The sequence below is a fragment of the Chryseobacterium sp. Leaf405 genome, assembly GCF_001425355.1.
GTDB lineage: Bacteria > Bacteroidota > Bacteroidia > Flavobacteriales > Weeksellaceae > Chryseobacterium.
This window is the reverse complement of the sequence record NZ_LMQN01000012.1, coordinates 290,399-311,294: the sequence shown is the minus strand read 5'-3', so window position 1 is coordinate 311,294 and position 20,896 is coordinate 290,399. Positions and strand designations below refer to the sequence as shown.

The window sequence follows — 20,896 nt, the reverse complement described above, 5'->3', positions numbered from 1 at the left end:
TAGACTAAATTATGAAACTAAACTCCAAAAACTTGTATCTCAACTTAAATTCGTATTTTTGCAGATTCAAAATAGCAGAACCCAATTTTATGGAACTTATTCACAGAAACTTAGCCATCGGAATTCACGATGCTTTACAAGAAACATTTTTCGAGAAAAATAAATACGCCGACAAAGTAATCGAAAGACTTTTAAAAGCACACAGAAAATGGGGAAGCCAGGACAGAGCGGTAGTTTCTGAAATTTTCTACAATATTATCCGTTGGAAAAAACGCCTTGAATATTATATGGGAGAAGGTGTAAAACCTAATAATATTTATAAATTGATCATGGCTTATCTGCTTTGGAGTAAAACAAATTATAAAAAATTTGAAGAATTTGACGGAATAAAAATCGCCGATATCCTAACTAAGCTTAAAAAAAATACAGTTCCTACAAAAGCTATCGAATATTCCATCCCTGAGTGGCTTGCTGAAACATTGGAAAAAGAATTAGGTGCAGATTGGGAAAGAGAAATGAAAGCCCTGAACGAGCAGGCTCCTACAGTTTTAAGAGCAAATTCTTTACGATCGACCCCAAGAGAGCTTATTGCTGATCTTTCTGCTGAAGGTGTGGTTGCTTATCCTATTAAGAATTATCCTGATGCAGTGCAATTAGAAGAGAAAAAGAATGTTTTTCTTACAACAGCCTTTAAAGAAGGATTATTTGAGGTTCAGGATGCTTCTTCACAAAGAATCGGATATTTCCTAGATGTGAAAGAAGGACAAAGAGTTGTTGACGCTTGTGCTGGTGCTGGTGGAAAGACTCTTCACTTAGCTGCTTTAATGGGAAATAAAGGACAAATTATTGCTTTAGATATTTTCGAATGGAAGTTGGCTGAATTAAAACGTCGTGCCAAAAGAGCCGGAGCTCATAACATCGAAACACGTATGATTTCTGACACTAAAGTGATCAAAAGACTTCATGATAAAGTGGACAGATTATTGATCGATGCGCCATGTTCCGGTTTAGGAGTTTTGAAAAGAAACCCGGACAGCAAATGGAAAATCGATCAGGATTTTATCGACAGAATTAAAAAAGAACAACAGCAGATTATTCAGGATTATTCTAAAATGCTTAAAGTAGGTGGAAAAATGGTGTACGCAACGTGCTCTATTCTACCTTCTGAAAACAACAAACAAGTTGAGCAATTTGTTAAAAATAATCCGAACTTCAAAATGCTGAAAGATGAAAAAGTAATGCCTAGTCAGGGTTACGATGGATTCTATATGGCTTTAATTGAAAGAGTTTCTTAAATTAAGCTCAATATAAAACTTATAAACTACTCTATTTTGGAGTAGTTTTTTTATTTCCTAAAAGAAAATTTTACAGCAAAGCTTTATTTATCACTGATAAATGTAACTTACAGGCTGATCTTTATACTTATTTATAAATTAATTTTAAAACTCACAAACCGATACTTTACTATAATTATCCTTGTGGAAAACTATTTTAAATTATGCATCAAAGAATTTTATTAAGTTTCTTTACATTTTTATTTTCTCTGTCTTTTGCGCAGACTTACGAAGTTCAATACATCAGTTCATTCAACGGCAAAGTTTCAAAAGAACAATCTCCGACTTTGGTTTGGGCAAATGAAAAGGAAAATTTTATCCTGAATAATAAAATCAGAGAACAAAAAGCAGAATTTCCGTTTGAAATGACGAAAATTGAAAAACCTTCTAACACGATAATTTCTTATGCATTTTTAAAACCTAACGAAATCATTTCAACTTCAGATGCAGAAGCAATTGGAAAACAGAATTTTGAACTGACTAATGAAACGAAAAAAATATTAGGGTATAATTGCAAAAAAGCGATTACTAAAATCAATTCAAATACAATTGAAGTTTGGTATACCAATGATCTGAAAATTCAGGGCGGACCTTCAAGTGTCGGGCAAAATTTAGGCTTTGTTTTAGAAATTGAAAGAAATAAAAATTCATTAGTTACGGCAAGCTCCATTAAAAAAGTTAAAAAAACTGATATTGAGACGCTTTTAAAAGGCTCCATCAACTCTACAGATCAGCTAACTTACAGAGATCTTGTCTGGAAAAGCAAATTCACCACTTTGAAAGTTTTTGATAACGAAACCATTAATTTTTCAGAAGAATCTAAATCTAATGAAAACATAAAAAGATTTGCCAACGGAACCATTATCCTTAAAAAAATTAAGTTTCCAAAAATATCGGATGGCGAATTAATTTTCACTGAAGTGAAACAACAATCCAACGGCGATGCTTATGACAGAACAGGAACTGTTTTTATGATTCCGCAGGACAAATCACAATCTTTTTTCGACGGACTGGAAAAAGGTATAAAAACACTGCCCGTCTATGAAAACGGAAATGGGAAGCAATATTACGGAACTATGACAACGGAAAATTATAATCCTGCCGTTGAAATGATGAGATTTTTTACTGCTTTTGGAGTTAATAAATTTAATAACCTTCAATTAAAAAATAAAACCTGGCAAACCATAAGTCCGTATCGTCAGGATATTACCGAACTGAAACCGTTATTATCAGAAAAAGAGATCTGGGTCGGTGCATTTATTGGAAATTATGATAAGGGCGGTCACAAGCTAAGTATGGAAATTACAATTCACAAAAGCGACCAGACTGTAAACAAAAATAACACGGCAATTCCACTTTTCAATACATTGAATATTATGGAAATGGCGGGACAGGATTATTCTACAATGTTTAATAATGATAAAGGATTATTTGTAGAATTTACGTTAAAAAAAGATCTTAAAAATGCCCAGTTAAGATATATCACAACAGGACACGGCGGTTGGGAAAATGGTGACGAATTCATTCCAAAAGCGAATTCTATCTTTTTGGATGGAAAAATGACCTACTCTTTTGTACCATGGAGAACAGACTGTGGTTCTTACCGTTTGTACAATCCCGCTTCTGGAAATTTCGGGGATGGGCTTTCATCGTCAGATTTAAGCAGATCAAACTGGTGCCCAGGGACAATTACCAATCCAAATTTTATTCAGCTTGGTGATTTAAAAGCCGGAAAACACAGCATACAAATAAAAATCCCCCAAGGTCCTTCAGAAGCAACCTATTTCAGTGCATGGAATGTTTCGGGAACACTATTAGGGGTTGAATAAAAACAAAACCTTCTCGCAAAATGAATTGCGAGAAGGTAAAAACACAAATGATGAAAAAAAATTATTTCGAGCTACAAAGTAAAGGTTTATTTTTATAAAATTACTTATCATACATTAATAAATATATAATTTTTATTTCGTATGTAAGTATGGTTATTCTTTATAAGGTTAAAAAAATCAATTAAAATAACATTTTTAGCCTCAAATAGTTTAAAATTTTCTTTAAAATATAAAATTTAATTAAAAATATTAACTTAATTAAATTTTTTGTTGTTATTTTTAAACTACTATTATACTTTTGCTTCAATAAAACGATATAAAATGTGTGGAATTGTATGTTTGTTTGATGCCAAACAAAAAACTGAAATATTAAGACCTCAGGTACTAGAAATGTCAAAAAAAATTCGTCACCGAGGTCCGGATTGGAGCGGAGTATTTCAGGATGACAACGTGATTTTCTCTCACGAAAGATTGGCTATTGTAGATCCAACTTCGGGAAAGCAGCCTTTATTTACAAAAGACGGAAAAGTAGTTTTAGCGGTAAACGGAGAAATTTATAATCACAGAGAATTAAAGGAAGAATTTCCTGATTATGATTTTCAAACCGAATCTGACTGTGAAGTTATTTTAGCATTGTACAGAAAGTACGGTAAAAATTTCATTGAAAAACTAAACGGTATTTTCGCTTTCTCTTTATATGATACCGAAAATAATACTTATTTAATTGCCCGTGATCATATGGGAATTTGCCCACTGTATCACGGTTGGGACAAAAACGGAAACTATTATGTAGCTTCAGAACTGAAGGCACTGGAAGGCGTTTGCAAAACAATCGAAACATTTTTACCCGGACATTTAGTATATAGTGAAGACGGAAGCGAACTTCAGCAATGGTACAAAAGAGATTGGGAAAATTTTGATAATGTAAAAAATAACGAAACCGATATTTCAAAAATAAGAAAAGGACTAGAAGATGCTGTTCACAGACAACTGATGAGTGATGTTCCTTATGGAGTTCTTCTCTCCGGCGGTCTGGATTCTTCAGTGATTTCTGCCATCACGGCAAAATTTGCAAGACAACGCGTTGAAAGTGGTGACACGCAGGAAGCCTGGTATCCGAGATTGCACAGCTTTGCGGTGGGTTTGATCGGTTCTCCGGATTTGGCAGCAGCGAAAAAAGCGGCTGAACATATCGGATCCGTTCATCATGAAGTTAATTTTACGGTTCAGGAAGGTCTGGATGCCATCCGTGATGTAATTTATCATTTGGAAACGTATGATGTGACAACAATTAGAGCATCTACACCGATGTATCTTTTGGCAAGAGTCATTAAATCGATGGGGATAAAAATGGTTCTTTCCGGAGAAGGAGCAGATGAATTATTCGGTGGATATTTGTATTTCCATAAAGCTCCGAATGCGAAAGAATTCCACGATGAAACGGTGAGAAAATTAAGCAAACTTCATTTATATGACTGCTTGAGAGCTAACAAAGCATTGATGAGTTGGGGAATTGAAGGACGTGTGCCTTTCCTTGACAAAGAATTCATGGATATTGCCATGACTGTTAATCCCAAAGATAAAATGATCAACGTTGCTGAAGGAAAAATTGAAAAATGGGTATTGAGAAAAGCTTTTGAAGACATTCTTCCCGAATCTATCGTATGGAGACAGAAAGAACAGTTTTCCGACGGCGTTGGATATTCATGGATCGATACTTTAAAAGCCGTTGCTGAAAAAGAAGTGACTGACGAAATGTTTGCTAACGCAAAATTCAGATTTCCGTTGAATACTCCTCAAAACAAAGAAGAATACCGTTACAGAACGATCTTTGAGGAACATTTCCCAAGTGAAACGGCGGCGGCAACAGTTCCTTCTGTACCTTCCGTTGCATGCTCCACTCCTATTGCTTTGGAATGGGATGAAGCTTTTAAGAAAATGAACGACCCAAGCGGAAGAGCAGTGAAAGTACACGAAACGTCTTATGAAGAATAGAGTTATGAAATTAACATAATAACTCCCTTTTTAAAAGATAGTAAGTTGAAATTATTAACTCTAAAAAACTAAATTCTAAGCGCTAAAGTCTATAACCTAAAACATAAATTTGTCAATCCTGTAGCAATACAGGATTTTTTTTTGAATTAACGATAATAATATTGTCAGAATTTAACTGTTAATCAAAAATAATATCTAATAAATAATTATATTTGGAAAACGAAAATATCAATTTTATAAAAATGAGAAGAAACATTACGCTCTTATTTGCTTTATTATCCATGACTTTTGCTTTTGGACAGGGAAAATACGGTAAATATCTTAGCTCCAAGAAACTTGCAATGGTGTATAAAAGTGTGAAGGATCAGGATAAAGACGACTTTTATCAACAATATTACTGGCTGGTAAAAGCAGAGCAACTGAAAACTTATCCTCACCTGAAAGACGTAAAACCTAAAGTTTTATACGAGTTTGTAAAAAAAGTAAATCCTCAGAACCCTACTAAAAAGTTAGATCAAAGAGGAAAAGAGCTTAGAGCGACAGCAGAATTATCTTTAAATCAATATTTCAAAAATAAAAATTTAGATAACAATTCTGTGTTAATGTATAATATTGAAACATATGTTGATCCTTCAAAAGGTGAATACTACACAAAAGTAGATCCTGAAAAAATCAAGGAATTGGTACCAAAAGAATTATTTGCTTTCAACTCAAACAACAGAAATTTAGGAGAAGAGAAAACATATTATTTGTGGATCAATAAATCTAAGGATGATTTTAATATTGTAGATATCATTCCTGAAGAGAAAGAAAACAAAGCTTTCTATGCGAGAGTAAGGCAATATCTTCCGAGCTATAAATTTACCAAATACGTTCCTACAGTAAAGAAAGGAACAAAAACGGACAAAACAGATGCAGATTATTATTACATCATGCCATTTGAACAAAATACAGATAACATCGAATATAAAACAAAAGATTTCAAAACTTTCGAATTAAGCCAGTACAGAAAAGCCGGTGATGAATGGAAAGGAGTAGAAAAACCTAGAAAATAAATCAAAAAGTCCTGTGAAATTTCGCAGGACTTTTTTGTTGGATTATAATTGGCATCGCATTCGTAATTCCGGAGCAATCTCGGTAAAGTTTTACATTTAAACTTATGTAAAGGAACAAATATTGCTTTAAAATAAAATCCCAATTTTTTCAAACTAAAATAAATCTGGATTAAAATAACGTCCAGTACAGTCATATGCCAGAATTACCTCCGCAAACCAATTCGATAAAAAAGATTCTTCCTCTGATTCTTGCTACGGCGATTTTCATGCAGATGCTAGATTCTACTATTCTGAATACTTCTTTGCCTTCCATTGCACGAGATTTAAAGGAATCTCCGCTTAATATGCAGAATGCGATCATCAGTTATGTTTTAACGTTGGCTGTTTTTATGCCTGCAAGCGGATTTTTGGCAGACAGGTTCGGAACGAAGAAAGTTTTTATTTTCTCTCTGATTCTTTTCAGTTTAGGATCCTTCTTTTGTGCCTCATCTCAAAATCTTACCCAACTTGTAATTTCCAGAGTAATTCAGGGTGTTGGCGGAAGTTTGATGACGCCTGTCGGGAAATTAGCTCTAATTAAAACTTTTGATAAAAGCGAATTGTTAAAAGCCATGAACTTTGCCATTATTCCCGCATTAATCGGACCGGTTTTAGGACCTCTAGTGGGTGGTTACATGGTAGATTATCTTTCATGGCACTGGATTTTCCTTATTAACATTCCGATCGGAATATTAGGAATTGTTTTGGCCATAAAGTTTATGCCTAATTACAAAGCAAGTGAAGTCGATTTCGATTTAAAAGGTTTCCTGATCTTTGCGGCAGCTTCTCTCCTACTTTCTGTTTCATTAGAACTTTTTGGAGATCTTCAGAATACAACTCCGGTATTGGTGGTTTTCATTTTAGGATTTCTCTTTATGTATTATTATTACAGACATGCAAAAAAAGACAGCAGTCCAATTTTTCCTCTGAATTTATTTCAGGTAAGAACTTTCCGTGTAGGAATTGTCGGAAATTTAGCAACAAGATTGGGAATCAGCTCTGTTCCTTTATTATTACCATTAATGATCCAAATTGCTTACAAACAATCTGCTGTTACTTCCGGCTGGATTATTGCCCCGATGGCAATTACAGCGATGTTTGGAAAATCTTATGTGATTAAAATTTTAGATAAATTTGGCTACAGACAGACCTTAATGGTCAATACTTTTGTCATTGGAGTACTGATTTGTCTGTTATCAATTCCCGACATTCATACCTCTTTATATTGGTTTATCCCCATAATTGCAATTTTAGGATTTTTCAATTCTATCCAGTTTACTTCGATGAATACCATTTCGATTGCAGACCTTAGAAATTTCCAGACAAGCAGCGGAAATTCGCTAATTTCAGTAAATCAACAGCTTGCAATTGGTTTTGGGATTGCGTTTGGATTGATTGTATTAAAGATATTTGAAAATACCGATCTCATCGCAGGAGAAATTCATAACGCATTTAGACTTACATTTCTGACTGTGGGTATTTTAACGATTATCTCGGGCTTTGTTTTCCGCAGGCTTCATATCTCAGACGGAAAAAATATGCAATCTAAAGAAGAATAATAGCAGTGTCATCCCGAGCAGAGTCTAAGAATTATTCTCAATAATGTGGACTTTCTTTTTAAGAAGCTATTTCCCGCTATCCACTATATCTTTTTTTTCCTTGCTTTTCCCTTGGCAAAAAGGATGTCGTTCCTATCGGGGCTAAGAAAATGCAACCGTACAAAGTGAATTGCAATTTACTTTATACACCACCCCGTCAAAAATTTCTCTGAAATTTTCGCCACCTCTCCAAAGGAGGGGAATTTTCATACGCTCAAACTCGGAACATAAATCCTCGTAACTCTTACCACAGATCAATGCAACTGATTTTCAACTAAAGTACCTTTGATTCATAATACCAACAATATTATGGCAACCAAAAAAGTAGAGATCGTGATAGCTCCTAAACCTGCTCATCTTGTAGGTGACGGTTTTAGGATTCATAATTTCATTCCGAATGTTGAGGGAATCGATATGAAAAGAATGGATCCGTTTCTGATGCTCGATTATAATGCAAAATTTCATTTTGACGGGACAGACAAGCCGCGTGGCGTTGGAGTACATCCGCACAGAGGTTTTGAAACTATCACAATAGTTTATAAAGGCAAAATTCAGCATCACGACAGTGCAGGCGGCGGTGGAATTATCGGTGAAGGCGATGTGCAGTGGATGACTGCTGCAAAAGGTGTTCTTCACAAAGAATATCATGAAAAAGAATGGGCAAAAGAAGGCGGAATTTTCCAAATGGTTCAACTTTGGGTAAATCTTCCTGCTGTTTATAAAATGAGCTGCCCGAAATATCAGACCATTAAAAATTCAGATATAATTAAAGTTGATTTGGGCGAAAACGGTTTTGTCGAAGTTATCGCAGGAATATACAAAGACGAAAAAGGTCCTGCTTTCACTTTTAGTCCAGTCAATATGATGAATGCAAAATTGAAAAAAGGAGGAAAAGCAGATTTCAGTTTCCCGGAAAATTTTAACACGGCAGCTTTAGTTATTGAAGGAAACATTATTGTAAACGGCGAAGAAAAAGTGCCAACCGATCACTTCATTCTCTTTGAAAATGAAGGTGAAGATTTTACAATTGAAGCTAACGAAGATTCCGTTATTTTAGTAATCAGCGGAATGCCTTTAAACGATCCTATTTATTCTCACGATCCTTTTGTGATGAATTCCAAAGAGGAAATTATGCAGGCTTTCGAGGATTATAATTTGGGAAGATTTGGCTATCTTGAAGATTAACTTTTCGTTCAAAAACGTGGGAAATACCACAGTCATTATAAAAATTCATTACATTAGCTTTACAATAATTAATAAAAACTTTATATATCATGTCAAATATCGGACTTATCATAGAAGAAAAATCAGCGGATATAGGAAACTTTTTAGTGGGAAGATTGTTACCTTTCCGCGAAAAAAGAGCTGTCGGACCTTTCGTTTTTATCGATCATATGGGACCTTCTGAGCTTAAAGATTATCAGAATCTGGATGTTCCGCCACATCCGCACATCGGACTTTCGACTTTAACTTATCTTTTGGAAGGCTCAATTTTCCATAGAGATAGTATCGGAAGTGCTTTAGAAATTCAGCCGGGCGCGGTAAACTGGATGACTGCCGGAAAAGGCGTTGTTCACTCGGAAAGAACTCCGGAGTATTTAAGACATACAGATAAAAGACTTCACGGTTTCCAGATTTGGGTAGGGCTTCCGAAACATTTGGAACAGTCTGAACCAACATTTCATCATATCGAAGGCAATGAACTTCCGGTTTGGGAAGAAGATGGAATTCAATATAAATTAATAGCCGGAGAAGCATTTGGAAAAAAATCTCCGGTTCCGGTTCATAGCAAATTATTTTTTATTGAAATTAAAACCAAAGAGGCAAAGAAAATCAGTATCGGAAAAGATTTGTACGGTGAAGCTGCGATGTACGTTTTAGACGGAACAGTGACCACCGATGGAAATTCTTACGGTTCAAAACAGTTAATGATTGCCAAAGACACCAAATTGTGCGAATTCGATATGAGTGAAAACGGAACGGTTTATCTTTTCGGAGGCGAACCTTTTGATGAAGAACGTTTTATATTCTGGAATTTCGTAAATTCAGACAAAGAACTTATTGAGCAGGCAAAAGTAAATTGGAACGACCAAAATCATGATGCTTTTCCTTTGGTTCCGGGTGACGAAGAAGAATATGTTCCGCTTCCGAAAGCAATTTTAAACAGAAAACCATAAGATTTAAAATAATCTATGAAAATATTAGCATTTGCAGGAAGTACATCTTCCACTTCTATCAATAAAGAATTGGTGAAATTTGTTTTGAAAGATTTTCAGAATGAAGAAATTAATTTAATTGATTTAAACGATTTTGATATGCCTGTTTTTTCCGTTGACCGTGAAAAGAAAGGTTTTCCCGATGAAGCGCACAACTTTTTAAAAGTCATTGAAGAATGTGACGTTATTATCTGTTCCCTTGCGGAACACAACAGATCATACAGTGCCGCTTTCAAAAATGTATTCGATTGGGCTTCAAGAATCAACGTAAAAGTTTTTCAAAATAAACCGATGCTCCTGATGTCGACTTCTCCTGGAGGTTACGGTGGTGGAAATGTGATAAATACGGCAAAAACATTCTTTCCGAATTTTGGTGCTGATATTAAAGACACTTTCTCACTTCCGAAGTTTTATGAAAATTTTGATCTTGAAACCGGAGTTATCAACCCTGAAATGCTAAAAGATCTACAGGATAAAATTGAAAATTTCAAAAATCAGATTAAAAACTAAAAATTTAGTCAGTTTTTATAATTATATTAGAACTCAATAGTAAAAAAAATAAATGGCGATAATTGTAAAAGCAAGCTTAGGAACAGAAAAATATTACACAGAAGTAGTAGCTGGTGAAAATATCATGATCACCGACGAACCCGTGGATAAAGGCGGACAGAATAAAGGCTTTAACCCTTTCGAAATTCTGGCAACCTCTTTGGCGAGCTGTACAGCAGCAACGTTGAGAATGTACATTGACAGAAAAGAATGGGCTGTTGAAAAAATAAATGTTGAAGTCGAGCTGGAAAACTTTCCTTTAACAAAAAGAGCTATTTTTAAAAGAGAGGTAAGCTTTGAAGGCACAAATCTTGATGATGAACAACTGAAAAGACTTCGTACCATTGCAGATGCGTGTCCTATTCATAAAATACTGACAAACGATATTGAAATATTAACCAAATTTTCATAATATGATTGAAATAAAACAAAACAACGACGAAAAACACGGAAATTTTGAAGCATTCATAGAAGGAAACCGAGCAGGTTTAATGACCTATACCTGGGCTGGAGAAGAAAGATTTATTATTGACCACACTGAGGTGGATGAAGCATACAACGGACAAGGAGTTGGCAAAGAAATGCTTTTAGCTGCGGTAGAATTTGCAAGAGAAAAAGGGAAAACAATTATTCCGCTTTGTCCTTTTGCAAAAGCTACTTTTCAGAAACATGAAGAGTTACAGGATGTTTTAGTCAATAAGACTCAAGCGCAGTAATTGATTTTTTAAGAAAAATATATAAACCTTTGGGAAGAATCCTGAAGGTTTTTCTTTTTTAAGCGGAACATAAAAAAACTATATTTGCTAAAATTTAAAATCTCAGCATGAACTCCGGAACTATCCTTTTGCTATTCGTTTTTATCTATTTCATCGGTCTTCTGGTGATTTCTTATTTCACGAGCCGAAACTCTGATAACCAGTCATTTTTTATTGGTAACAAAAAAAGTAAATGGTGGTTGGTGGCCTTCGGGATGATCGGAACCAGCTTAAGTGGCGTTACTTTTATTTCTGTGCCCGGAACGGTCGGCAAAATGACCGGAAGCGAATACATTTTCGGAGGTTTTGAATATTACATGATGGTCATCGGATTTTTCATCGGATATTTCATCGTTGCAGCAATTTTACTTCCACTCTATTATAAAATGAATCTTACATCTATTTATACATATTTAGGGAAAAGATTTAATGTTGAAGCTCATAAAATAGGTTCTGTATTTTTCATTGTTTCAAGAGCAATCGGTGCAACGGCAAGATTATATCTGGTCGTTAATGTTTTGCAGATTTTCTTGCTTGAAGGATTGGGAGTTCCGTTTTGGGTAACCGCTTTGGTACTTCTATTAATGGTCCTTCTATATACTTTTGAAGGCGGTGTAAAAACCATTGTAATTACCGATACCCTGCAGACTTCATTCATGATTATCAGCTTAATTGCCTGTATTGTTTATATTTTATCCAATTTAAATTTATCTTTTGGAGAAGCATACACGATTCTCGAACAGAAAAATTATACGCATTTTATTAATTTTGATCCCAATTCCAAGACATTTTTCCTTAAAACAATTATAGGCGGAATTTTCATTACGATTGCTATGACAGGTCTTGATCAGGAAATGATGCAAAAAAATATCTCTGTTGATAATCTTAAAAATTCCAAGAAAAACATGCTGACTTTTGCAGGAACATTGCTATTTGTGAATCTTGCATTTTTATTTTTAGGAGGACTTCTTTATCTTTTTGCGATGCAGAATGATGCAGAATATGGACAAATTAATGGTGATACCATTACTAATATTTTTGGGTTTAAAGATTCTGCAGGTGAAATCAAAAATATCATGGGAGACGATTTGTTTCCAGCGTTGTCACTTCAGGGACATTTTCCAATGATTATCTCTGTTATTTTTATTATTGGTTTAATTTCAGCGTTATTTCCTTCTGCAGATGGTGCTTTAACAGCAGTTACAAGTTCGTACTGCGTTGATTTGTTAAACCTAAATGAAGATAAGAATAAAACTGAGAAAGAGAAAAAACGTCTCCGTATGAAAGTTCATTTGACCTTTACCATCGTTTTCTTTATTTTAATTATGGTTTTCAAAGCGTTGAACGACAAATCAATCGTGTATCTGATCATGGAAATTGCAGGCTATACATACGGACCGCTTTTAGGACTTTTCGCCTTCGGAATTTTCACCAAATTTCAGATTTCAAAAAAATATTCTATTCTTACCGTTACGATTTTAGCGCCGATAATTACTTATATTATTAATTCTTTGGTTACGAATTATACTGATTACAGAATCGGCGTAGAATTAATTGTTCTAAACGGATTGCTGACTTTTATCGGATTGTGGCTGGTGAAGAATAAGAATTATTTAAAGCTGGTTTAAAATTTATTGAATACTTAACTTTGGGATAATAGATTTTGATTCATTAATCATGAAAAGAATTAATAACAGGCTATGTAATGCTGCATTACCATTATTTTTTTTCGAATGGTGGTATATTTTAATTGCATTTATTTTTGTTATTATTGTTGAAACATTCATTTTTTCAAAATTTTTCCGAGTTAATTTTAAATCAATTTTGCACGACGTTTTGATCATGAATATTTTTTCTACTCTTGGCGGTTTTTTTATTCAAGGTTTGATTAGAATTGTTTTTGGAATTTTACTTTTTACTTATTTAGAAAGTTATTCTAAATTTCCAATTCTTGATATTGTTTTGGGAAATGTTGCGTACCCTATTAAATCAAAAATTACAAACGAAATTATTTTTGATTTAATTATAAGTCTTTTAATTACATACACTATTTCAATTTTTATAGAATACTACTCAATAAAAAGAATTAAAATTTTCACTGATTTAAAAAGAATTAAAATTTTTACCGGAGTAATGATTGCAAATACAACCTCGTATATTTTCTTGGGTATTTGGATTTTTTATAAATTAAATTATTTCTAAATCAATTTAGAAATTTAATATCATACTCTCTTTTTGCATTCCATAAGCCATTAAAAAATCGTAAATTCGCTTATAATTAAATCATATATCAATGAGCAAAAGTATCGAAGAGTTGAAATCTCTCACCACACAGATAAGAAGAGATATTTTGAGAATGGTGCACGATGTAAATTCCGGTCACCCGGGTGGAAGTTTGGGTTGTACAGAATTCTTCACTGCCCTTTACGGAAAAGTAATGAATTATAGTCTTCCTTTTACTATGGAAGGTAAAAATCAGGATCATTTCTACCTTTCGAACGGTCACATTTCTCCTGTTTTTTATTCTACTTTGGCAAGATTCGGATTTTTTCCGGTTGAAGAATTGAAAACTTTCAGAAAACTGAATTCAAGATTGCAGGGTCACCCTACTACTCATGAAGGTTTGCCGGGAATCAGAGTGGCTTCAGGTTCTCTGGGACAAGGTCTTTCTGTTGCTTTGGGGGTAGCTCAGGGTAAAAAAATTGATGGAGACAGCTCTTTGGTATATACTTTACAAGGTGACGGAGAGTTGCAGGAAGGTCAAAACTGGGAAGCATTTATGTATGCTGCCGGTAAAAAAGTTGACAACATCATTTCTACGATCGATTATAATGGACAACAAATTGATGGAAGTACAGACAATGTACTACCATTAGGAAATCTTCATGCAAAATTAGAAGCTTTCGGTTGGACTGTGTTGGAAGAGAAAAACGGTAATGATCTTGAAGCCGTAATTGCTATTCTTGAAAAAGCAAAAACTGAAACAGGAAAAGAAAAACCTGTGGCAATTATCCTTCACACGCAAATGGGTAACGGTGTAGATTTTATGATGGGATCTCACGCTTGGCACGGAAAAGCTCCTAACGATGAGCAATTGGATACGGCTTTCAAACAATTATATTTAGAAGCTCCGGCGGATTATTAATTATGAGTAATTAATAATAAGTAATCTTTAATCAATAATTAAAAAAATGAAATTTACATATACAGAAAAAAAAGATACACGTTCAGGATTCGGAGCAGGATTAGCTGAATTGGCTGACAAAAACCCTAATGTTGTAGCACTTTGTGCTGACCTTATCGGTTCTTTGAAAATGGAGAAATTCATTGAAAAAGCTCCTGAAAGATTTTTTCAGGTGGGTATTGCAGAAGCGAATATGATCGGTCTTGCGGCAGGTCTCAGCATCACAGGAAAAATTCCTTTCACTGGAACTTTTGCTAACTTTTCTACTTCAAGAGTGTACGACCAGATTCGTCAGTCGGTTGCTTATTCTAATAAAAATGTGAAAATCTGTGCTTCTCACGCAGGTCTTACGTTGGGAGAAGACGGTGCAACGCACCAAGTGTTAGAAGATATCGGAATGATGAAAATGCTTCCGGGCATGACGGTAATCAATCCTTGTGACTATAACCAAACGAAAGCAGCAACGTTAGCCATCGCTGATTTTGAAGGTCCGGTTTATTTAAGATTCGGAAGACCTGTAGTTCCTGTTTTCATTCCGGAAGATATGCCTTTCGAAATTGGGAAAGGGATTATGCTTCAGGAAGGAACTGATGTAACGATTGTTGCAACTGGTCACCTTGTTTGGGAATCTCTTTTGGCTGCAGATGAGCTTGAAAAAGAAGGTATTTCTTGTGAAGTGATCAATATTCACACGATCAAACCTTTGGACGAAGAAATCATCTTAAAATCAGTTGAAAAAACAGGAAAAATCGTTACGGCTGAAGAACACAACTATCTTGGTGGTTTGGGAGAATCTATCGCAGGAATGTTAGCAAGAAAAAGACCTACCAGACAGGAATTTGTTGCTGTAAACGATACTTTCGGGGAATCTGCTACTCCTGCTGAATTGATGAAGAAATACAAAATCGATTCTACTGCGGTGATAGAAGCAGTGAAAAGAATTTTAGATAAATAATTTCTTTTAAAATATATACATAAAAAGCATCCGTTTCTGGATGCTTTTTTGTTTAAAAAAATATTTTGAGTTATTAAACAAAATGTAATTATTGGTTTTAAAATAAATAAGCAGTTTAATTAAATAAATTAATCAAATCATCTTAATTAAATAAAAAACAAATAACCATTAATCAATTAAAATAACAATACAAAAAAGTTAAATTAAGTTAAATATCAATAATATTGAATTATATTATTACTTTATACGGTCAATTTTGACAAATATAATTTAGAATAATGAAAAAATTACTAGGAATTAAGAAGTTATTTGCTTCTTTTGAAAAAAAAATTAAAAGATGTAGATTCAATATTTGGAGGGAAATTACCCGGATCAAATACGATGTGGTCACAATCATCTACCAGTCAATGGAATTGTGCCGACATTGACACTTATGTTGATGGTGTGCATGTCCAACGCCAAGAATGTATGACTGATGATTGTTCTGATCCAATTATTACAAAAACAAACTAAAAAACTGTCCATTAGGAGGGTTTTTTATTAATAATATCTCCCCACTATTTTCTTTTAATAACATACTTTTTTATAGAAATGAATAAAAGTTTTTTTTTGCTTTTAATCTTGATGATTATATATTCCTGTCAGGTCTCTAAATCAAATCATATTACTTATTTAAATAAAATAAACGAAATAGATAATATATACCGCATTAAAGGTGATACACTTACCGCTGTTAAGATGTATCAAAAATTATTTAAGAAGTATCCTCCTCATAACTCTCATCTTATTGATGAATATCAAACTTATATTACCCTTTCGGATAAATACAATCTAGATTTTGGTGGTAAGAAAAATCTTTACAAACTAATACCTTTATTAGTATCCAATTGGAAATACAATCAACTCGATAAAGACTTTTTTATGTTATGTGAAAAATATGGGATTGATAGTTTGGAAATAAAATATAAAGTAGCTGATTGGAAAAGAGGGCTCAATAAAAGATTAGTTGATTCTTTTTCTATCGCTTTTTTTAGAAATCAGGAATTCAGAATGCCTAAATATGTTGAAAAACAACAAACCATTAATGATAGAAAAAATGCAAAATTATTTATGTGGACATTTAATAACTTTGGATTTCCATCTTATCAAAAAATAGGGCTTTGGGGAAATAATGACATATTTATGCCTATGGGAAATATTCTTAATCACATGGCAGGAATAGACAATACAGATTACCCTTATTTCAAAGAAAAGATTTTAGAATATGTAAAATCAGGCGACTGTCCTCCAGAAGATTATGCTGAAATGATTGATAAAAGAGCCTATATGGAAGGGAAGGATTGTGTATATTGTACTTTCAGTAATTCACGTATAACAGATAGTACAAAAATAAATAAGAATCGTAAAGAAATAGGACTACCCACTCTAAAGCACAGCAAAAAAATTAATGCAGATTATCTAAAAAGGTAAAAATGATATTAATAATTTCAGAAAATAATGAAAGGACAACAAATGAAATCATACGTTGGCTCATTTCACTAAAAAAAGATTTTATCCGAGTACATGAAAATGAAGTATTTGAAATAAAATCAGAGGATAATCGTATTTATATTAAGAGCAAAAGAAATTGTTTTTTTATTGATGAAATCACTACTGTATGGTATAGAAGAGGTGGTATATGGTTTTTAAGAAAAAAGTATGAAAATCAGGCTATCAATATGCACATGAATGAGCATCAACATTGGTTAGAAGATTATGTAAAAAATTACTTAGAAAAGAAAAATCATATTAACAAAGAAAGTAACTATCATGTTAACAAGTTGATCGTATTGGATACAGCACAAGAGATAGGATTTGATGTTCCAAAATATTTTTTAACAAATAATACGGATCGATTGGAAATTAATAAAACTATTACTAAGCCCCCTTGCTGGAAATGGAATTCTAAAGTTCCAAGAGAATCATGGCTCAATGTACACTTCAATTGTTGAGAAAAAAGAAAATGAAGATTTTTTTATCACTTTCTTTCAGGAAAAAATTGAAAAGGATTTTGAAATCAGATCATTTTACCTTAAAGGTGAAATTTGGTCTATGGCAATTTTTTCTCAAAATGATGATAACACAAAAGTAGATTCCAGAAAGTATAATGGGAAAATAATTAATAGAAATGTGAGATATAATCTTCCTAAAGATTTAGAAGAGAAAATTATATTATTAATGAATAAATTAGATTTATCTTCAGGATCTTTAGATTTTATAAAAAGTGGCAATAAATTTTATTTTTTAGAAGTGAACCCTGTAGGTCAATTTGGAAATGTATCTTTTTATTGCAATTATGATTTAGCCTATAAACTTGCTGAAAACTTATGAAGAAAAAAATAAGAGAAAAGAATAAACTCCCTCTTACATTTAAGTATGTTGAGTTTTCAAAAAGCAAAATCATCGTAAAAAGTAAATCAAACCTTACATTTTTTGTGGAGTGTGAGAAATATCAAACTGAATATCTCTTCAGATCCAAACCTTACAAATCAATTACCAGATTATTGTGAATTATTTTAATCTATTTAGTAATATTTTAGTTACAAAAGGAGTTCAAAGAATTTTAATCATTGACTTACAAAGAGAAAAAGCAAAATTATATCCTTTAGAACTTAGTGATATCATAGAAGAACTCAAAAAAAAATCAATAAAAAATCTTTTCGAATCTTATGACAGAGGGTCGCACGAATTTTTAAGAGAGTACTTAAAAATTCTTTTGGATAACGAATACGGTTTTATTACTAAAGATTATTGGGACAATAATTTCCCACCTTTTTCATATAAATTTTCAACACCAAACGAAATTACAAATGCTTATCTCGAGATTGATGATTTGCATGTACTGAGCCAATTAAACAAATCACTATCGAATTTGGGCGCCGAACATATTGTAATTCATTACGATAATTTTTTATCTTTTGAATGTATACAATTCATTGAAAATACGTTTAAAAATACCACGATAACTTCAATAGAAATATTTTCTAAATATCATGAAATATTTAATGAAGATTTTTTTGAGGTAATCGATAACTTTTGCTCTAGAATATACAGTTTAGCATTTTATTCGTGTAACAAAAATCCTTTTAAACCTAAAGACAAGTATAAATTCACTGTAGCTTTTGTAAAAGAACAAATAAAATTAAACTCTTGCGGTAAAGTAGATTTAAAATATTTTAACGTTAATTTACCTAAAGTTTTGGAAGCAATTAATCACAATTCTTGTCTTCATAAAAAAATATCAATTGATAAATATGGTAATATTAAAAACTGCCCTTCAATGTATCAATCTTTTGGAAATATAAAAAACATAACTTTAGAAGAGGCTTTAAATGTGAAAGATTTCAAAAATCATTGGAATCTTACCAAAGATAAAATAGAAATTTGTAAAGAATGTGAATTTCGTTATGTTTGTACTGACTGCAGAGCTTATACAGAAGAAACTAACACAAATAATGAAGGTCTTGATATTTCTAAACCTATTAAATGTGGTTATAATCCCTACAAAGCAGAGTGGGAAGAATGGAGTACTAATCCTTTAAAAGAAAAGATAATATCAAAATATGGCTTATAAGAATACATTTGTCGTGAATTTATCAAATCATCTATTCTAAGAAAGAAAATCATCTCAAATCAATTGAAAAAACAAGAAAAATCTTAATGGCTGAAGAGTACAAATATATTAATGGTTTGGATGAATTTATTGGCTAGGAAAGACCGACAAAACAGGAATTTGTTACAGTTTAAAATAATTAATTATATTTACAAAAAGCATCCAGAAAACGGATGCTTTTTGCTTATCTAAACTTTCTGTCTTCTTCTTTTATCGCCAGATCATTAATACTTGCGTATCTTTTCGCCATTAAACCATTTTCATCAAATTCCCAGTTTTCATTTCCATACGCCCTAAACCAGTTTCCTTCTTTGGTTTGATATTCATATTCAAAACGAACAGCAATACGATTTTCTGTGTGTGCCCAATATTCTTTTTTAAGCTTATAATTCAATTCTCGGTCCCACTTACCACTGAGAAATTTAACAATTTCTTCTCTGCCGTTTACAAATTGATCTCTGTTTCTCCATTCACTGTCTATGGTATAAGCTTTAGCAATTCTTTCAGGATTCTGACTGTTCCAAGCGTCTTCTGCTAATTGGATTTTTTTCAAAGCCGTTTCTAAGGTAAACGGCGGAAGTGGATGTTTCTGTTCCATTTTTAGTTAAATTAAGTTGATAATTATTTTTTTTGATTTTTCTATTAATTCGTTCGATCTGAAAAGCTGACTTTCAATAATACTGCTTTCAAATAATAAATAAATATGATCCGCCATGTCTGTATTTTCCACCAAGGCTGAAAAGTAATTTCTAAGATCTCTTTTATGATTTTGGATTACAGTAAGGATTTTTATATTATCCGTCGGGATTTCAGATAAAATATTCAGGAAGCTGCAGCCTCTGAAATCTTCTTTTTCATTCATATACAGTAAAAAATCGAAAGAAGAAATGATTTTAGATTTTACATCATTCTCTTTTGAAGTGAATTGACGTAATTCATTAAACCAATAGTCATGTCTTACATTTAAAAACTCAACACAAAGATCTTCTTTAGATTTAAAATATTGATAGAAGCTTGCTCTTGCTACACTGGCTTCAGAAATAATTTGATTAATTCCCGTCGAATTATATCCTTGCTTTGCAAATAGCTCAAATGTTGTTTTAATGATTCTTTCTTTCGGTGATAGCATCTTGTGGTTTATTTTAATAAGACAAATGTACGACTTAATTGTCAAAAAATACAGATCGTTCTGTCTATAATTATTTTATAGGAATATCTATAATATTTAATTTTAAATACTTTATAAGTTTAGTATAAAAGAAAAAACGGGCTTAACCCGTTCTTATTATAATATTGTAATGTCTTAATTTCTAAATTCTTTGCTCTCTCTTAATAGAGGCTATTTAAAAAACTTCCATTTCGGAATAATTGCCAACATTCCAAAACCCGTGAAAAGGAAAAGGTTCGTTACGTCTGTATATAAAAAAGTTGACAGGTAAAAATTATGCATAAAAAAGTGTAAAACCAATAAAGCAGGAAACATAAATATCCCTATTTTTCGGTAGAAGAACATCAGAATCAGACTTACTACCATCAATGCATCAATCGCAAAAATGACGGCAGAATACCAAGCCGGAATATTCAATGTTTCATGCTGCAGATATTCATCAAGATCTACCCCGAATCCCATAACTGTAAATAACATTAGGGCTGCAAATGCCAGAATAAATCCCCACCCTTTTTTCGGATCTTCATCAAAGTAACTGTATTCTTCCATAGGTACAAAAATAAAGAA

22 protein-coding genes are annotated in these 20,896 nt (G+C 32.8%); 18 read left to right on the top strand and 4 right to left on the bottom strand.

What is annotated here, in order from left to right; genetic code table 11:
• Window positions 1–89: 89 nt before the first annotated feature.
• The 5 genes from ASG22_RS07595 (at window position 90) to ASG22_RS07575 (ending at window position 7,811) form a co-directional block, all read left to right on the top strand.
• Complete coding sequence (locus ASG22_RS07595) at window positions 90–1,295, top strand: RsmB/NOP family class I SAM-dependent RNA methyltransferase (RefSeq protein WP_055982696.1); 1,206 nt, start codon at window positions 90–92, stop codon at window positions 1,293–1,295.
• Between the two features lie 203 nt (window positions 1,296–1,498).
• On the top strand, window positions 1,499–3,163 hold the full coding sequence (locus ASG22_RS07590) for a GLPGLI family protein (protein WP_055982694.1): 1,665 nt from the start codon (window positions 1,499–1,501) through the stop codon (window positions 3,161–3,163).
• A gap of 321 nt (window positions 3,164–3,484) precedes the next feature.
• The gene (gene asnB, locus ASG22_RS07585) at window positions 3,485–5,158 is read left to right on the top strand and encodes an asparagine synthase B (protein WP_055982692.1); all 1,674 of its coding nucleotides are present in this window, start codon (window positions 3,485–3,487) and stop codon (window positions 5,156–5,158) included.
• Window positions 5,159–5,400: 242 nt separating this feature from the next.
• Window positions 5,401–6,213: a hypothetical protein gene (locus ASG22_RS07580; RefSeq protein WP_055982691.1), complete on the top strand. Its 813-nt coding sequence runs from the start codon at window positions 5,401–5,403 to the stop codon at window positions 6,211–6,213.
• A gap of 194 nt (window positions 6,214–6,407) precedes the next feature.
• Window positions 6,408–7,811 (top strand): MFS transporter, encoded by a 1,404-nt coding sequence (locus ASG22_RS07575; RefSeq protein WP_055982689.1) that lies wholly within the window; start codon window positions 6,408–6,410, stop codon window positions 7,809–7,811.
• A 309-nt stretch (window positions 7,812–8,120) separates the two neighbouring features.
• Here the strand turns inward: ASG22_RS07575 and ASG22_RS21640 are convergent, their stop codons facing one another.
• Window positions 8,121–8,354: a hypothetical protein gene (locus ASG22_RS21640; RefSeq protein ID WP_409991368.1), complete on the bottom strand. Its 234-nt coding sequence runs from the start codon at window positions 8,352–8,354 to the stop codon at window positions 8,121–8,123.
• Between ASG22_RS21640 and ASG22_RS07570 the strand changes: the two genes are divergently transcribed.
• The 13 genes from ASG22_RS07570 (at window position 8,265) to gwsS (ending at window position 19,122) form a co-directional block, all read left to right on the top strand.
• Window positions 8,265–9,035: a pirin family protein gene (locus ASG22_RS07570; protein ID WP_409991367.1), complete on the top strand. Its 771-nt coding sequence runs from the start codon at window positions 8,265–8,267 to the stop codon at window positions 9,033–9,035. The genes ASG22_RS21640 and ASG22_RS07570 overlap by 90 nt on opposite strands.
• A gap of 89 nt (window positions 9,036–9,124) precedes the next feature.
• Complete coding sequence (locus ASG22_RS07565) at window positions 9,125–10,027, top strand: pirin family protein (protein WP_055982684.1); 903 nt, start codon at window positions 9,125–9,127, stop codon at window positions 10,025–10,027.
• A gap of 15 nt (window positions 10,028–10,042) precedes the next feature.
• A complete protein-coding gene (locus ASG22_RS07560) occupies window positions 10,043–10,576 on the top strand; it encodes an NADPH-dependent FMN reductase (protein ID WP_055982682.1) in 534 nt (177 codons plus the stop codon).
• Between the two features lie 52 nt (window positions 10,577–10,628).
• A complete protein-coding gene (locus ASG22_RS07555) occupies window positions 10,629–11,027 on the top strand; it encodes an OsmC family protein (RefSeq protein ID WP_055982681.1) in 399 nt (132 codons plus the stop codon).
• Between the two features lies 1 nt (window position 11,028).
• The gene (locus tag ASG22_RS07550; RefSeq protein WP_185113792.1) at window positions 11,029–11,331 is read left to right on the top strand and encodes a GNAT family N-acetyltransferase; all 303 of its coding nucleotides are present in this window, start codon (window positions 11,029–11,031) and stop codon (window positions 11,329–11,331) included.
• A 107-nt stretch (window positions 11,332–11,438) separates the two neighbouring features.
• Complete coding sequence (locus ASG22_RS07545; RefSeq protein WP_055982679.1) at window positions 11,439–12,998, top strand: sodium:solute symporter; 1,560 nt, start codon at window positions 11,439–11,441, stop codon at window positions 12,996–12,998.
• 214 nt (window positions 12,999–13,212) lie between these two features.
• Window positions 13,213–13,572, top strand: a complete 360-nt coding sequence (locus ASG22_RS21125; protein WP_131726167.1) for a hypothetical protein — start codon at window positions 13,213–13,215, stop codon at window positions 13,570–13,572.
• 91 nt (window positions 13,573–13,663) lie between these two features.
• Entirely contained in the window at window positions 13,664–14,515 is an 852-nt protein-coding gene (locus tag ASG22_RS07535; protein ID WP_055982675.1) for a transketolase, read from the top strand.
• A 46-nt stretch (window positions 14,516–14,561) separates the two neighbouring features.
• On the top strand, window positions 14,562–15,509 hold the full coding sequence (locus ASG22_RS07530; RefSeq protein ID WP_055982673.1) for a transketolase family protein: 948 nt from the start codon (window positions 14,562–14,564) through the stop codon (window positions 15,507–15,509).
• A 591-nt stretch (window positions 15,510–16,100) separates the two neighbouring features.
• The gene (locus ASG22_RS07520) at window positions 16,101–16,979 is read left to right on the top strand and encodes a hypothetical protein (protein WP_055982669.1); all 879 of its coding nucleotides are present in this window, start codon (window positions 16,101–16,103) and stop codon (window positions 16,977–16,979) included.
• Between the two features lie 2 nt (window positions 16,980–16,981).
• On the top strand, window positions 16,982–17,500 hold the full coding sequence (locus tag ASG22_RS21350; RefSeq protein ID WP_238586872.1) for a hypothetical protein: 519 nt from the start codon (window positions 16,982–16,984) through the stop codon (window positions 17,498–17,500).
• A complete protein-coding gene (locus ASG22_RS21345) occupies window positions 17,481–17,879 on the top strand; it encodes a hypothetical protein (RefSeq protein WP_238586871.1) in 399 nt (132 codons plus the stop codon). The genes ASG22_RS21350 and ASG22_RS21345 overlap by 20 nt, the downstream gene beginning before the upstream one ends.
• Window positions 17,880–18,054: 175 nt before the next feature.
• Window positions 18,055–19,122 (top strand): grasp-with-spasm system SPASM domain peptide maturase, encoded by a 1,068-nt coding sequence (gwsS, locus tag ASG22_RS07505; protein WP_055982665.1) that lies wholly within the window; start codon window positions 18,055–18,057, stop codon window positions 19,120–19,122.
• A gap of 223 nt (window positions 19,123–19,345) precedes the next feature.
• On the opposite strand, the gene ASG22_RS07500 is transcribed toward gwsS, so the two are convergent.
• The 3 genes from ASG22_RS07500 to ASG22_RS07490 form a co-directional block, all read right to left on the bottom strand.
• Window positions 19,346–19,759, bottom strand: coding sequence for a nuclear transport factor 2 family protein (locus tag ASG22_RS07500; RefSeq protein ID WP_055982663.1), 414 nt, complete (start codon window positions 19,757–19,759; stop codon window positions 19,346–19,348).
• Between the two features lie 6 nt (window positions 19,760–19,765).
• The gene (locus ASG22_RS07495; protein WP_055982661.1) at window positions 19,766–20,290 is read right to left on the bottom strand and encodes a TetR/AcrR family transcriptional regulator; all 525 of its coding nucleotides are present in this window, start codon (window positions 20,288–20,290) and stop codon (window positions 19,766–19,768) included.
• A gap of 210 nt (window positions 20,291–20,500) precedes the next feature.
• Window positions 20,501–20,878 carry a hypothetical protein gene (locus ASG22_RS07490; RefSeq protein WP_055982659.1) on the bottom strand — a complete coding sequence of 126 codons (378 nt, stop codon included), beginning with the start codon at window positions 20,876–20,878 and terminating at the stop codon, window positions 20,501–20,503.
• Window positions 20,879–20,896 lie beyond the last annotated feature (18 nt).

Excerpts from the sequence above, each read along its gene's own strand:
- ASG22_RS07590 (WP_055982694.1), top strand. The coding sequence starts at position 1,499 with ATGCATCAAAGAATTTTATTAAGTTTCTTTACATTTTTATTTTCTCTG.
- ASG22_RS07500 (WP_055982663.1), bottom strand. The coding sequence starts at position 19,759 with ATGGAACAGAAACATCCACTTCCGCCGTTTACCTTAGAAACGGCTTTG.
- ASG22_RS07490 (WP_055982659.1), bottom strand. The coding sequence starts at position 20,878 with ATGGAAGAATACAGTTACTTTGATGAAGATCCGAAAAAAGGGTGGGGA.
- ASG22_RS07580 (WP_055982691.1), top strand. The coding sequence starts at position 5,401 with ATGAGAAGAAACATTACGCTCTTATTTGCTTTATTATCCATGACTTTT.
- ASG22_RS07545 (WP_055982679.1), top strand. The coding sequence starts at position 11,439 with ATGAACTCCGGAACTATCCTTTTGCTATTCGTTTTTATCTATTTCATC.
- asnB (WP_055982692.1), top strand. The coding sequence starts at position 3,485 with ATGTGTGGAATTGTATGTTTGTTTGATGCCAAACAAAAAACTGAAATA.
- ASG22_RS21345 (WP_238586871.1), top strand. The coding sequence starts at position 17,481 with ATGTACACTTCAATTGTTGAGAAAAAAGAAAATGAAGATTTTTTTATC.
- ASG22_RS07530 (WP_055982673.1), top strand. The coding sequence starts at position 14,562 with ATGAAATTTACATATACAGAAAAAAAAGATACACGTTCAGGATTCGGA.
- ASG22_RS21640 (WP_409991368.1), bottom strand. The coding sequence starts at position 8,354 with ATGTACTCCAACGCCACGCGGCTTGTCTGTCCCGTCAAAATGAAATTT.
- ASG22_RS21350 (WP_238586872.1), top strand. The coding sequence starts at position 16,982 with ATGATATTAATAATTTCAGAAAATAATGAAAGGACAACAAATGAAATC.
- ASG22_RS07535 (WP_055982675.1), top strand. The coding sequence starts at position 13,664 with ATGAGCAAAAGTATCGAAGAGTTGAAATCTCTCACCACACAGATAAGA.
- ASG22_RS07570 (WP_409991367.1), top strand. The coding sequence starts at position 8,265 with ATGAAAAGAATGGATCCGTTTCTGATGCTCGATTATAATGCAAAATTT.
- ASG22_RS07495 (WP_055982661.1), bottom strand. The coding sequence starts at position 20,290 with ATGCTATCACCGAAAGAAAGAATCATTAAAACAACATTTGAGCTATTT.
- ASG22_RS21125 (WP_131726167.1), top strand. The coding sequence starts at position 13,213 with ATGAATATTTTTTCTACTCTTGGCGGTTTTTTTATTCAAGGTTTGATT.
- ASG22_RS07575 (WP_055982689.1), top strand. The coding sequence starts at position 6,408 with ATGCCAGAATTACCTCCGCAAACCAATTCGATAAAAAAGATTCTTCCT.
- ASG22_RS07565 (WP_055982684.1), top strand. The coding sequence starts at position 9,125 with ATGTCAAATATCGGACTTATCATAGAAGAAAAATCAGCGGATATAGGA.
- ASG22_RS07595 (WP_055982696.1), top strand. The coding sequence starts at position 90 with ATGGAACTTATTCACAGAAACTTAGCCATCGGAATTCACGATGCTTTA.
- ASG22_RS07560 (WP_055982682.1), top strand. The coding sequence starts at position 10,043 with ATGAAAATATTAGCATTTGCAGGAAGTACATCTTCCACTTCTATCAAT.
- ASG22_RS07555 (WP_055982681.1), top strand. The coding sequence starts at position 10,629 with ATGGCGATAATTGTAAAAGCAAGCTTAGGAACAGAAAAATATTACACA.
- ASG22_RS07520 (WP_055982669.1), top strand. The coding sequence starts at position 16,101 with ATGAATAAAAGTTTTTTTTTGCTTTTAATCTTGATGATTATATATTCC.
- ASG22_RS07550 (WP_185113792.1), top strand. The coding sequence starts at position 11,029 with ATGATTGAAATAAAACAAAACAACGACGAAAAACACGGAAATTTTGAA.